The 13,481-nt window shown below is 64.3% G+C and carries 9 protein-coding genes; 5 read left to right on the top strand and 4 right to left on the bottom strand.

The window, feature by feature from the left end; genetic code table 11:
• The first annotated feature begins 11 nt into the window (after window positions 1-11).
• The 5 genes from aroKB (at window position 12) to ACP7DE_RS17850 (ending at window position 7,974) form a co-directional block, all read left to right on the top strand.
• Window positions 12-1,637 (top strand): bifunctional shikimate kinase/3-dehydroquinate synthase AroKB, encoded by a 1,626-nt coding sequence (aroKB, locus tag ACP7DE_RS17870; protein WP_426073394.1) that lies wholly within the window; start codon window positions 12-14, stop codon window positions 1,635-1,637.
• Window positions 1,634-2,770, top strand: a complete 1,137-nt coding sequence (locus tag ACP7DE_RS17865; RefSeq protein ID WP_426073362.1) for a deoxyguanosinetriphosphate triphosphohydrolase — start codon at window positions 1,634-1,636, stop codon at window positions 2,768-2,770. Before aroKB ends, ACP7DE_RS17865 begins: the two co-directional genes overlap by 4 nt.
• Window positions 2,771-2,915: 145 nt before the next feature.
• The gene (gene dsrO, locus ACP7DE_RS17860; RefSeq protein WP_426073361.1) at window positions 2,916-3,626 is read left to right on the top strand and encodes a sulfate reduction electron transfer complex DsrMKJOP subunit DsrO; all 711 of its coding nucleotides are present in this window, start codon (window positions 2,916-2,918) and stop codon (window positions 3,624-3,626) included.
• 3 nt (window positions 3,627-3,629) lie between these two features.
• Window positions 3,630-4,742 carry an NrfD/PsrC family molybdoenzyme membrane anchor subunit gene (nrfD, locus tag ACP7DE_RS17855; RefSeq protein ID WP_426073360.1) on the top strand — a complete coding sequence of 371 codons (1,113 nt, stop codon included), beginning with the start codon at window positions 3,630-3,632 and terminating at the stop codon, window positions 4,740-4,742.
• 10 nt (window positions 4,743-4,752) lie between these two features.
• The gene (locus ACP7DE_RS17850) at window positions 4,753-7,974 is read left to right on the top strand and encodes a molybdopterin dinucleotide binding domain-containing protein (RefSeq protein WP_426073359.1); all 3,222 of its coding nucleotides are present in this window, start codon (window positions 4,753-4,755) and stop codon (window positions 7,972-7,974) included.
• Here the strand turns inward: ACP7DE_RS17850 and ACP7DE_RS17845 are convergent.
• From ACP7DE_RS17845 to ACP7DE_RS17830, 4 genes are all read right to left on the bottom strand, one after another.
• Window positions 7,971-8,585: a response regulator transcription factor gene (locus ACP7DE_RS17845; RefSeq protein WP_426073358.1), complete on the bottom strand. Its 615-nt coding sequence runs from the start codon at window positions 8,583-8,585 to the stop codon at window positions 7,971-7,973. The genes ACP7DE_RS17850 and ACP7DE_RS17845 overlap by 4 nt on opposite strands.
• On the bottom strand, window positions 8,582-10,312 hold the full coding sequence (locus ACP7DE_RS17840; RefSeq protein ID WP_426073357.1) for a sensor histidine kinase: 1,731 nt from the start codon (window positions 10,310-10,312) through the stop codon (window positions 8,582-8,584). Before ACP7DE_RS17840 ends, ACP7DE_RS17845 begins: the two co-directional genes overlap by 4 nt.
• A gap of 80 nt (window positions 10,313-10,392) precedes the next feature.
• Window positions 10,393-11,556, bottom strand: a complete 1,164-nt coding sequence (gene mutY, locus ACP7DE_RS17835) for an A/G-specific adenine glycosylase (RefSeq protein ID WP_426073356.1) — start codon at window positions 11,554-11,556, stop codon at window positions 10,393-10,395.
• Window positions 11,557-11,575: 19 nt separating this feature from the next.
• A complete protein-coding gene (locus ACP7DE_RS17830; RefSeq protein WP_426073355.1) occupies window positions 11,576-13,477 on the bottom strand; it encodes a dynamin family protein in 1,902 nt (633 codons plus the stop codon).
• Window positions 13,478-13,481: the final 4 nt, after the last annotated feature.

Raw genomic sequence — 13,481 nt, 5'->3', positions numbered from 1 at the left:
TTGTCGGCCTCATGGGCGCAGGCAAAACCACGATCGGGCGCATCCTGGCCCGCAAACTGGGCTTGCGCTTTGTCGATTCCGACCACGAGATCGAGGCACGCACGGGGGCGACCATCCCGTGGATCTTTGAAATCGAGGGGGAAGCGAGCTTTCGCCGGCGCGAGGCCGAGGTGATCCGCGACCTGAGCGCCCAGGAAGGCATCGTCATGGCCACCGGCGGCGGGGCCATCCTCAATGCCGACAGCCGCGCCTACCTGAAGGAGCGGGGCACGGTCGTGTACCTGCGCGCCAGCGTCAGCAACATCCTGGCGCGCACCAGCCACGACAAGAACCGCCCCCTGCTGCAGACGGCCGACCCGCGTCGCAAGCTGGAAGAATTGACGTCACAGCGCGAGCCCCATTACATGGAAGTGGCCGACATTGTGATCGACACGGGCCGTCCTAACGTACAATCGATGGTTCAGACCATCCTGATGCAGCTGGCCAGCCTCGAATGCGAGGCTTCGCCCAACTGCGTCATTCATGCAGAGCCTTCGATGAACGAGCAATCCAAAATGTTGTTGAGCGTAGACCTCGACGAACGCAGTTATCCGATCGCCATCGGTCCCGGCCTGCTGGCCGACGCCGATGCGCTGCTGCGCCATATCAGCGGCCACAAGGTGGCCATCGTCACCAATACCACCGTCGCGCCGCTGTACCTTGGGCGCCTGCAGGCCGCACTGGCCAGCGATGGCCGCGAAGTGATCTGCATCGTCCTGCCGGACGGCGAAGAATATAAAAACTGGGCCAGCCTGATGCAGATCTTCGACGCGCTGCTGGCCAATAAATGCGACCGCAAGACCACCCTGGTGGCGCTGGGCGGCGGCGTGATCGGCGACCTGACCGGCTATGCGGCGGCCAGCTACATGCGCGGCATCGGCTTCGTGCAAGTGCCCACCACCCTGCTGGCGCAGGTCGATTCCTCCGTCGGCGGCAAGACGGGCATCAACCACCCGCAGGGCAAGAACATGATCGGCGCCTTCTACCAGCCGCGCGCCGTGATCGCCGACACCTCGACCCTGGAAACCCTGCCGGCGCGCGAGCTGTCGGCCGGCCTGGCCGAAGTGATCAAGCATGGCGCCATCATCGATGCGGCGTTTTTCGACTGGATCGAGGCGAATATGGCCAAGCTGATGGCGCGCGACAAGGGGGCTTTGGCGTATGCGATTGCCCGTTCGTGCGAAATCAAGGCTGACGTGGTGCGCCAGGACGAGCGCGAAGGCGGCTTGCGCGCCATCCTGAACTTCGGCCACACCTTCGGCCACGCCATTGAAGCGGGCCTGGGCTATGGCCACTGGCTGCATGGCGAAGCCGTCGGCTGCGGCATGGTGATGGCGGCCGACCTGTCCTGCCGCATGGGTTATATCGACCAGGCAGCCGTGGAGCGCGTGCGCAAGCTCGTCGACGCCGCCGGCCTGCCGGTCAAGGCGCCGGACCTCGGTGTCGAGCGCTGGCTGGAACTGATGGAAGTGGACAAGAAGAACGAGGGTGGCGCCATCAAGTTCATCCTGTTGAAACCGCTGGGCAGCCCGTGCATCACGTCCGCGCCGCATGAACTGGTGCTGGCCACCCTGGCCGCCGGAGTACAGCAAGCATGACCCCCGAAGACTTCCTCGCCCCGTATGCGGCCCATTCGGCACAGGGGCAGGGACGTCGCTTTGCCGAAGCGGCACACGCCTCGCGCAGCCAGTTCCAGCGCGACCGCGACCGCATCATCCATTCCTCGGCCTTCCGCCGTCTCGAATACAAGACCCAGGTTTTCCTCAACCACGAGGGAGACCTGTTCCGCACGCGCCTGACGCACAGCCTGGAAGTGGCGCAAGTGGGTCGCTCCATCGCGCGCAACCTGCGCCTGAACGAAGATCTGGTCGAAGCCATCGCCCTCGCGCATGACCTGGGTCACACGCCGTTCGGCCACGTGGGCCAGGACGTGCTCAATGAGTGCATGCGGGAGCACGGCGGCTTCGAGCACAACCTGCAAAGCCTGCGCGTGGTCGACACGCTGGAAGAGCATTACGGCGCCTTCGACGGCTTGAACCTGATGTTCGAGACGCGCGAAGGTATTTTGAAACACTGCTCGCTGGCGCATGCGCGCGAACTGGGCCCCGTGGCCCAGCGTTTCATCGACCGCACGCAACCGACACTGGAAGCGCAGCTGACCAACCTGGCCGATGAAATCGCCTACAACAGCCACGATATCGACGACGGCCTGCGTTCCGGTCTGATCACCATCGCCCAGCTGGAAGAAGTGGAATTTTTCGGCCGCCTGTGGCGCGACGTGCAGCAGGCGTTTCCCGGCCTGTCGGGCCGGCGCGCCATCTACGAGACCCTGCGCCGCCTGATCACGGCGCTGGCCGACGATCTGATCGTCACGTCGAATGCCTTGATCCTCGACGCGGCGCCGCGCGACGTTAGCGAAGTGCGCGCCAGTGCCCCGCTGATCCGTTTTTCCGACGCCATGCGCACGGACGCGACAGAACTGAAACGCTTCTTGCGGGTCAATCTGTACCGCCACTACCAGGTCAACCGCATGCGCGTGAAAGCGAGCCGCATCGTGCGCGAACTGTATGACAGCTTCATGGCCGAACCGGCCCTGCTGCCGCCCGACTATCAACTCAAGGATGGCGACCTCACGCAGCAGGCACGCAAGATCGCCGACTACATCGCCGGCATGACGGACCGCTATGCGATCCGCGAGCATCGCCGGCTGTATTCGCTTGACGAACTGTAGGCGCAATACCCTCATTTTCCTCCTCTGTCAATTGGCATGATCATCTAGGCCCCCACCCGATCACCCCAATATCCGTACGGCAACTTCTTTTCTATCATGGCAGCAAGTCAACAAGGGCTTGCCGCCCATAGTCAAGGAGAGTGTCATGATTGAATCGCGCCGCAGTTTCTTGCGCGCCTTGCCAGCCGTCACCATCGGGGCGGCCATCGCGCCGCTGCCCGGCAAGGCTGCCGCCAAGGGCGAGGGTGGGCAGCGCTGGGCGATGGTGGTCGATGTGCAGAAATGCATCGGCTGCCAGGCTTGCACGGTCTCCTGCATCATGGAAAACGCCGTGCCGGAAAACAGCTTCCGCACCGTCGTTTCGACCTATGAAGTGAAGGAAGAGAACCGCTGCGGCACCTACATGCTGCCGCGCCTGTGCAACCACTGCGCCAATCCCCCCTGCATTCCTGTCTGTCCCGTGGGCGCCACCTTCCAGCGCAAGGATGGCGTTGTCGTCGTCGACGGCGACCGCTGCGTGGGCTGCGCCTACTGCGTGCAGGCCTGCCCGTACGACGCGCGTTTCATCAACCACGAAACGGGCAAGGCCGACAAATGCACGTTCTGCGCGCACCGGGTCGACGAAGGCCTGCTGCCGGCCTGCGTGGAAACCTGCGTCGGCGGCGCGCGCATCTTCGGCGACCTGAATGACCCGGAAAGCATGGTGCATCAGCTGCTCACCGAGAACAAGGTGAAAGTGCTCAAGCCCGAACAGGGTACCCAACCCCATGTGTTTTACCTGGGACTGGACACGCGCTTCGCCGGCCACGTCGAGGGCGAAGCGACACTTTGGCAACCGAGCAAACACGGGAAATAAACCATGGACAGCCACATCACCGAAATTATCAACGTCACGCGCGAAGCGGCATGGCTGCCGTGGGCGGTGCAGTATTTTTTCCTCATCGGCCTCAGTTATGGCAGCTTCATGCTGACCTTGCCGTACTTTGTCTTCGGCCGCAAGGCGTATGAGCGCCTGGGGCGCATCGCGCTGCCGGCATCTCTCGTCTGCGGCATGACGGCGCCCGTGGCGCTGCTGGCCGACCTGCACGGGCCGGGCCGCTTCTACCATTTTTATATTTACTTCCAGCCGCAGTCGTGGATGTCGTGGGGCTCGTTCTTCATTCCCCTGTATCTGGGCTGTCTGATGCTGTACGCGTGGCTGGCGCTGCGCGTGGACTTCGCCACGCGGGGGCAGGGCCAGGACCGTCTGGCCTTCCTGTACCGCCTGGCCGGGCGCGGTGGTGCCGCCTCCCTGCGGGCCATCCGCCTTGCCGCCGCCTTCACCTTGCTCGCCGCCTTTGTCGTGGGCCTGTACACGGGCATGGAAGTGATGGTGGTGCGTGCCCGTCCCCTGTGGTACACGCCGTTCCTGCCGGCGCAATTTGCCGCCACGGCCTTTGTCGGGGCGATCGGCCTGGCGCTGCTGTTCAACCGCTTCCTGCCGGGCCGCGACAAGGCGCTGGAAGTGTCGCTGAACCGCGCGCTGGCCCTGTCGCTGGCGTTGGTGCTGGCCCTGGGCGGCGGCTGGCTGTTCGTGAGTCTCTCTGGCGTGAGCGCCAGCCACAGCATGGCCTTTACCCAGGTGGCCGGCATGCCGCAATGGCAGTTCACCGCTGTCTGGGCCGTGCTGTCGTCCATCGTGCCGATGGCCCTGGCCATCTGGCGCCCGGCCACGAGTGGCCTGGTCAATGGCCTGATCGCGCTGCATAGCGCCTGGATGATGCGCTGGACGATTTTCATCGGCGGCCAGACGATCCCGAAGACTGGCGCGGGCCTGTACGACTACCACCTGCCGATGGGGAGCGACGGCTTGCTGGGGATCATCGGCACGGCCGGCCTGTGGATCGCGCTGCTGTTGCTGATGCTGGAATTTTTGCCATGGGCGGGACGCGCGATCACTACACGCAGCCGTACCGCCATGGCCACGCACTGAGGAGTTAAAGATGAACGATCAAGTACATAACGACGCAAACAATGACGTCCCTGAAGACGAAAACGAAAAGCGCCGCAAGCTGCTGCGCTACGGCGCCATCGGCGGCGGTCTGGCCGCGTTTGCCGCCAGTTTTTCCACCACGGCCGGCCGCATGGTCGACCATGCGCTGGGCAAAGACAAGCCGGTGCAGAAACTGCACGGCAATTCCCTGCCGCCCGAGTTTTCCGTTGATACCGCCACGGGAAAATTGACGGTCAATCCCGACCAGCAGGTCAGCTACACCATGTGCATGGGCTGCACCACGTTTTGCGGCGTGCGCGTGCGCCTCGACAAGAAAAGCGGCAAGGTGTTGCGCGTGGCGGGCAATCCGTACAGCCCCATGTCGGCCGACCCGGCGCTGCCATACCAGACCTCGATACGCGACAGTTTCGTGTCGCTCTCGCGCTTCCAGGAAAAGGGCTTGAAAGGGCGCTCGACCGCTTGCGGCCGCGGCAATGGCGTGCTGGAGCAGATGGAGTCGCCGTTCCGCGTGCTGGCGCCGATGAAGCGCGTGGGACCGCGCGGCGGCGGCCAGTGGGAACCGATCGCCTTCGACCAGTTGGTGAAGGAAGTGACGGAAGGCGGCGACCTGTTTGGCGAAGGCCACGTGCAGGGTTTGCGCGCCTTGCGCGAGCAGGAAAAGCCCATCGATCCGGCGCAGCCGGAACTGGGCCCGCAAGTCAATCAGGTGGGCCTGATGTGCAGCACAGACGATGGTCGCCTGGCGTTTGGCACGCGCTTTTTCAAGCAGTCGTACGGCAGTTTGAACCTGGTCAACCACGGCTCGTATTGCGGTGGCGCTTACCGCAGCGGCTCGGGCGCCATGTTCGGCGACATGAAAAAAATGCCGCATGCGAAAGTGGACCTGGAAAACACGGAATTCTGCATCTTCGTCGGCACGGCGCCCGGTAATGCGGGCAATCCGTTCAAGCGCCAGGGCACGCTGATTGCGAAAGCCCGCTCGGGCAAGCGCGATTTCAGCTACGTCGTTGTCGACCCTGTGCTGACGAATGCGGACAGCCTGGCAGCGGGCGACCGCAGCCGCTGGGTACCGATCAAGCCGGGGACGGATGGCGCGCTGGCCATGGCGATGATACGCTGGATCATCGAACAGGAACGCTATGACCGTCGCTTCCTCGCGCAGCCGAACCTGAAGGTGGCGGAAGCGGCAGGCGAGGCCGCCTGGTGCAACGCCACGCATTTGATCATCAACGAAAAGGGCCATCCGCGCGACGGCCGCTACCTGCGCGCGTCGGACATCGGCGCGGTGGAGCTGGCGGAAGAAGAGCGCTACAAGGATGGCGATGCATTTTGCGTGATCGACGCCGCGACGCAAGCCATCGTGCTGCACAATGCCGCCAAGGGTGAGGCACGGCTGTTCTTCGACGGCCCGCTGGAAGTGGCCGGCGTGCCGCTGCACCTGAAGACGGCCATGACGATGTTGAACGAAGAAGCGCAGCGCCACAGCATGGATGAATATTCAAGCGCCTGCGGCATCGCGCGCGACATCATCGAGGGCCTGGCGCAGGAACTCACCAGCCATGGCAAGCGCGCCGCAGTCAATGCGCATGGCGGCATGATGTCGGGCGCGGGCTTTTATAACGCGTACGCGCTGGTCATGCTCAACACCCTGATCGGCAATTTGAACCGCAAGGGCGGCACCCTGGTCAACGGCGGCAGCTTCAAGGATGCGGGACCCGGTCCGCGCTATAACCTCGAGAGTTTCGACGGCGAGATCAAGGCGGTGGGCATGCCGATCGGGCGTAATGTGCCGTATGAAAAAACCTCGGAATTCAAGCTGAAGAAGGAAGCGGGCAAGGCGTATCCGGCTAGGGCGCCGTGGTATCCGAACGCGCCGGCGCTGGCGACCGAGTGGCTCACCAGCGCCATGAATGGCTACCCGTACACCTTGAAGGCGCTGATCCTGTGGAGCTGCAATCCTGTCTACGGCATCACGGGCTTACGCGCGCAGATCGGCAAGGAGCTGGCCGATTCGAAGAAGATTCCCCTGATCGTCGCCATCGACCCTTTCATCAATGAAAGCTCGGCGTTTGCCGATTACCTGCTGCCCGATACCTTGCTGTATGAAAGCTGGGGCTGGGCCGGTGCCTGGGGTGGCATGCCCGTCAAAATGAGCACGGCGCGCTGGCCCGTGGTCGAACCGCGCGTGCAGAAAACGCCTGACGGCCAGACCATTTGCATGGAATCGTTCTTCATCGCGCTGGCCAAAACGATGGCCTTGCCGGGCTTCGGCCCGGAGGCCTTGCAGGACATGGATGGCCAGCGCTTCCCCTTGCTGCGCGCGGAAGACTGGTATCTGCGCGGCGGCGCCAACATCGCCTGGCAAGGAAAAACGTCCGTGCCGGAAGCGAGCGACGACGATATCGAACTTTCCGGCGTGGCGCGCATTCGCCCCGAACTGGAGCGCACCTTGAAGCCGGAAGAATGGCGCAAGGTGGCTTTCATGCTGGCACGGGGAGGGCGCTACCAGAGCTATGGCGAGATGTTCGGCCTGCGCCTGCCGCCGCCTGCGAATGCCAAGGCGCCGGTGGCTCCCGCACCGGTGGCCGACGAGACGCCGTATCCGCAGGATTGGTCCACGCACCGCTATCTGAAACCGATGATGCTGTACAACGAGGGTCTGGGCGTGAGCAAGAACAGCTTGAGCGGCAAACGCTTCCCCGGTACGCCCGCCTGGAGAGTGGCGGCGTTTGCCGATGGCACGCCAGTGCGCAAAACTTACCCGGCCAGCGAATGGCCGTTTGAGTTGATCAGTTTTAAGTCGGCGCTGCAGAACTCCTACAGCATCGGCGCGCGGCGCTTGCGCGGCATCCATCCCGACAATCCCGTCGCGGTGCATCCCGACGATGCGGCGCGTTTGAAGCTGGAAAATGGCGATGCGATTTTTCTGGAAACGCCGGGTGGCAGGGCCAGGGCCACGGTGATGCTGCGCCATGGCGTGCAGCGGGGCGTGATCGCCATCGAACACGGTTTCGGCCACAAGGAGCACGGCGCGCGGGCCCACCGCATCGGCAAGTCGCGCCAGCCCGATGAACCGGCCATCGGCGCGGGCATCAATCTGAACGACCTGGGGCTGACGGACCCGAGCCGCAGCGACAAGAACGTGTTTGTCGATCCCGTCTCGGGCACGTCGGTGCGGCAAGGACTGCCGGCGCGTATCGTGCGGGCTTAAATCTGCCCGCTGGCCATCAGCAGCCGGGCCACCTCGGCTGCTGAGTGCAGGCCCAGTTTTTCCATCGTGTTATGGCGGTGCACCTGTACCGTCTTGTCGCTGATGCCCAGCTCGCGGGCGATGACTTTCGAGGCTTTGCCTTCGGCCATCAGCAGCGCCACTTCGCGCTCGCGCGCGGTGAGTCTGGCCAGCGCCGATTGCGCCGTATTCGCGCTGGCGGCGCTGCGGCTTTCTTCCACGCTGCGGGCCACGGCCCGGCTGACGGCGTCCAGCAGCACCTGGTCCTTGCACGGCTTTTCCAAAAAATCGCAGGCGCCGGCCTTCATCGTCTGCACGGCCATGGCCAGGTCGCCGTGGCCGCTGAGGAAAATCACGGGCAGTGTTATGGCGTGGCGCGACAGCTCCTGTTGCAGCTCCAGTCCGCTCATCAGGGGCATGCGCACGTCGAGCAGCAAACAGCCGGGCGCATGGCCGTCATAGCGCTGCAGGAAATCGCGCGCCGATTCAAACGTTTCCACTTGCCAGCCGGCCGAATCGAACAGATAGGCCAGCGAGCGGCGCATGGCGGCGTCGTCGTCGACGACAAAGATAATCGCATCGCTTTCGTTCATGGTGTTTCCTCTTGTATTTCCTTATGCGCTTCCATGCCGCTATCTTCGGGCAGGCGGAACCAGACCGTCAAGCCCGGCGCGTCGGCGTTGGCGTGCGCCGACAGGCTGCCGCCGAACGATTCGATGATGCTTTTGCTGAGCGACATGCCCAGACCCAGGCCTTCGGCCTTGGTGGTAAAGAAGGGCTCGAACAGGCGTGCCATCTGCGCCGCATCGAGGCCGCAGCCGGCATCGCGCACGGCCACCGTGCAGGCACCGTTTTCCCGGTGCAGCAGCACGCCGATGGCGTGCCCGGGATTATCGTTCTCCACCTGCGCATCGAGCGCATTCTTGAGTAGATTGAGCAGCACCTGCTGCACTTGCTGCGGGTCGGCCAGCACGCGCGCCTCACGACTGGCGCTGTCGTGGCGCCAATTGATACTGGCTTGCGGATGGGCCGCGCGGAACAGCGATACCGCTTGCTCCACGGCGTCGGCCAGAGCGAAGGCCGTGCTGTGCGCGGGACGCTTTTGCGCCATCGCGCGGATGTGACGGATGATGGCGCCCGCGCGTTCGCTTTGCGTGGCGATTTCCTGCGCGCCGTCTAGCAAGGGCGCCGCGTCCAGTCGGCCCGCCGCAATGCGGCGCGCCATGCCGCGCGCGAAATTGCCAATGGCCGCCAGCGGCTGGTTCAATTCGTGTGCGATGGCGCTGGCCATCTCGCCTAAAATCGCCAGGCGCGCCGTGTGATCGAGCGTGGCCTGGCGCTGGCGCGCCTGTTCTTCCAGCGCGCGCTGCTGGTGCTGGGCGGCGCGCAATTGCTCGGTGCGCCGGCTGACCAGGTATTCCACACGCACCGTATGCACGGCCCAAGCCACGAGCAAGGCCAGTACCAGCAGCATCCAGCCCCAGTAGCGGCGCAGCGCCGTCTCGAACGTCAGCTTGTTCAAATAGGCGTAGGGGCCGATGCGCAAATCGCGGAACAGCTCATCGACGATCTGGTAATCGCTGGGCACCGTCCAGCTATAGCCTTCATCGGTACGCGGCATGGCCAGCAGGGCTTGCGCCACTTTTTTCGCCAGTGCCGGCGGCGTCTGGCGCAAGGCCGCGAAGGGCCAGTCCGGATACAGCCGCGACGAGCTGGCGCAGCGAAAACCTGGAATCGGGCGCGTGGTGATTACGCGCAGTGCGTCGGCCGGCACTTCGCCGCGCGCCACCATCTGTTCCAGCAGGCAGGTGCGCACGATGCCGGCATCCACGTGCCCGGACCGCACGGCTTCGATGATCTGCTGCGAGGGAAAGCCGCTGTAGCGCAGGCTGGAAAAATCGTGCGCGGGATCGATGCCCGCTTCCAGCAGTTCGCGCGCGGTGATCTGGTAACCGCCAAACGCATCGGGCGCTACCGCCATCACGTTCTTGCCCGCCAGGTCGGCCAGGTCGTGCAGCGGAGATGCATTGCGCACGACGATGGCCGAGCCGATGGCTAGGCGCGGCGAGTCCGTCCATGGCGATTCGAGCGTGGCGATGCGGCTGGCGCCGTCGCTGTGCTCGAGCGCCACGTAATGACCGCTGCTGGTGATGGCGAAGGCGATTGCCTGCGACTGCACGGCACGCGTCAATCCCGCCTGGTCGTAGTCAGCCAGCACGAAGCGGATGCCGGGAATGCTGGCCTGCAGGTGGCGCGTCACGTATGACCAGTCCTGCTGCACGGCGTCGCCGCCCTTGTAGGCCAGCACGCCAATTCTCACCTCCGGTACCTCTGGCAGCGCTGTTTCGGCATGCGCTGGCGCGAGCAAGAGCGCCAGCGCCACCAAGGCAAGCCTGCGCACTAGAACATGCTGCGCTGCGCCGAACGCGCATCGCCGAACAGGTCCAGCAGCAGTTTCTTGATGGGCGCGGGCAGCGGCGCGTCGGCGATTTTCGCGCCGTCATACCAGACGTGGGTAGCTTCCCCGGCCAGCGCCAGGCGGCGCGCCAGGGTGATGCGACAGGGGGCGATGTGCAGCTTATAGTGGGTAAACACGTGCACGATGGGCAGCAGCCGTTCCTGCGTCTCGATCTCGCCGAACGGCGCCACGGCGCGCGCCAGCGCATCCTGGTCGATGTCGCGCGGACGGTCTTCGCCGGCCAGCACGTGGCCATCGAGTTCGGGCAGCGACAGCAAGCCGCCCCAGATACCGGAGCCCGGGCGCTGCTCCAGCAGCACCTGGCCGTTGTCGATGATGGCCAGCATGACGGCGTGCTTTTCCGGGCTGGTTTTCTTCGGTTTGCGCACAGGTAAGTCTTTGACCCGATGGGTGGCGTAAGCCACGCAGCGCGGCTGCAAGGGGCAGCGGCCGCAATCGGGGCTGCTGCGCGTGCACAGAGTGGCACCGAAGTCCATCAAGCCCTGTGTGTAGGCTTCGATTCCGGTCTCTGGCAGCAAGGCGTCGGCGCGGCGCCACATGGCGTCTTCGACCCGCTTTTCACCGGGATAGGCATCGATGCCAAAGGTGCGCGCGAAGACGCGCTTGACGTTACCGTCCATGATGGCTGCGCGCGTACCGCTGGAAAACGCGGAAATGGCGGCTGCCGTCGAGCGGCCGATGCCGGGCAGGTCGGCCAGCAGTGCCGGGTCGCTGGGGAACACGCCATCGTATTCGGCCACCACGCGCTGCGCGCACTTGTGCAGGTTGCGCGCCCGCGTGTAGTAGCCCAGGCCGCTCCATTGCGCCATCACGTCTTCCACCGGCGCTGCTGCCAGGTCGCGCAGGGTGGGGAAGCGTTCGAGGAAGCGCGCGTAATAGCCGAGCACGGCGGTGACCTGCGTTTGCTGCAGCATGATTTCGGATAGCCAGATCAGGTAGGCGTCGCGCGTGTTTTGCCACGGCAGCGCATGGCGGCCATGCTGCTTTTGCCAGGCGATGACGGTGGCGGAAAAAGTCGGGTCGACGTAGTTTTCAAAGAGTGCCGCGCCCGTGGCGGGCGAGAGCGGATGCAGCAGACGTTTCATGCAGGATTCCAGTGTGGTGTTATGTTGCGCTGGCCATGCGCAAGGCAGCGAGCAATTGCGCCAGCTGCGCCTTGTCGCGTTCGAGCGCTGCCAGGCTTGCCTCGAAGCCGGCGATTTTCTGTTCCAGGCTGCCGGTGGCGTCGTGGATGCGCTGGATCGAGGCAAAGCGCAGTTTTAGCTGCTCCTTGTACTCGACGATCTGGGCTTCGAGCGGCGCCATGATGACTTTCAGCCAGGCGCTGGCATCGTCGTTGGCGTTGGTGAAACTGCGGCGCACGCGCGAGGCAATGGTGTCGAAGAATTTTTCCATCAGCACGACACGGCTGGTGGTGAGCAGGGTCGCCGTGCCGAACTGCTTGTGATACACGGCTTCGATGTCGGCGATTTCCTGGCGATAGCGGGCCAGCGAAAACGGCATCGGCACGGCCAGCGCCAGACCATGTTCGGTGGCGAATTTGCGGTACATCACATTCATCATTTCCGTGATTTCGGCCGTCTTGCCTTCCGAGCGATCCAGGTTGCTGGCGATGCGCTCGAAATACTGGCGCACGGCTTCGCGCAGGCCGGTGAAAAAGCGGCTGCGCTGCATGGCGGCGCGCACGCCATCGATATCGTCGCGCACGATGTCCATGCCCAGGCTCGTATAGAGTTCCGTCGACAGGCGGGTAAATACGGCGCGCGTGGCTTGCAGCTTGAACAGGCTGCTGTCGAATTCCTTCTTCTCGATATCGATGCGCCGCATCATGTGCGCGATCACGCTCTGGTTCTTGCCGCGCAGGCTGTGCAGCTCGTGCAACTGCTCGGCGATGCCGCGCGCGCGGGCCGCCGCCTGCACCTGCTGCGCGGCGACGATGGCGTCCAGATCGAACGCCAGCTGGCGCCGGATGATGTCCTTGCGCGCGGGGATCAGCTCCTCGAACAGGGCCGTCTCCAGCGCCTGCAGGCGGCTTTTTTCCAGCAGCGCCGCATCGTGGTTGATTTTTCCCACCAGGGCCTTTTGCGCCGAGACGGGAAACACCTGGCTCGCGTCCAGCGTCAGGAGATGCGCCACGCTGGCCTGCTGGCGTTCGATGGCTTGCGCTACTTCCAGGTCGCCGCGCAATTCGTCCCACATGCTGTCGATTTTGTTGAGCACCACCAGGCGCCCGGCGCCGGCGCCGATATGGTTGCGCCATACCTCGATGTCGCTGCGCGTGACGCCCGTGTCGGCGGCCAGGATGAACAGCACCGCGTGCGCATTCGGAATCAGGTTCAAGGTCAGTTCCGGTTCCGTGCCGATGGCGTTCAAGCCCGGCGTGTCGAGGATGACCAGGCCCTGTTTTAGCAGCGGATGGGGGAAATTGATGATGGCGTGGCGCCACATGGAGATTTCCACCTGGCCGTCCTCGTCGAGCATGGCGGGGGCATCCGCATCGTCGGCGTCGTACAGGCCGTAGCGCGCAGCTTCTTCCACGCTGACTTTTTTCGTCAGGCTGACCTGGCGCAGGGCTTGCTGCATGTCGCCGCCCGCATCGATGTTCAGGGGCAGGACGGTCCAGGCGGCGGGCAGCTCGCGGTAGTCGCTGGTCGACAGGTTCTGCGCGCGCGTTTCGATGGGCAGCAGGCGGATCGATGGCTGCCAGGCCGCGTCGTATAGCAGTTCGGTAGGGCACATGGTGGTGCGGCCCGCGCCTGAGGGCAGGATGCGCTGGCCATAGTCGGCAAAGAAGATGGCGTTGATCAGCTCGGATTTGCCGCGCGAGAATTCCGCCACGAAGGCCACGGACAGGCGGTCATCGAGCAGGCGGGACACGCAGCGGGCCAGGCGCAGCGCGGAAGCGCCATCGACCAAGCCTGCCGTGTTGGCGGCTTGCCGGTATGCCTGCAAGGCCGCCAGCACATCCTGGCGCCACGCGCTGTATTGTTCCAAGTCTCTGACCATCTGG

Source organism: Janthinobacterium sp. DSP2-3-3 (assembly GCF_049897325.1).
Lineage (GTDB): Bacteria > Pseudomonadota > Gammaproteobacteria > Burkholderiales > Burkholderiaceae_D > Janthinobacterium.
The sequence above is the reverse complement of the archived record's forward strand: the minus strand, read 5'-3'. Positions and strand labels throughout refer to the sequence as shown.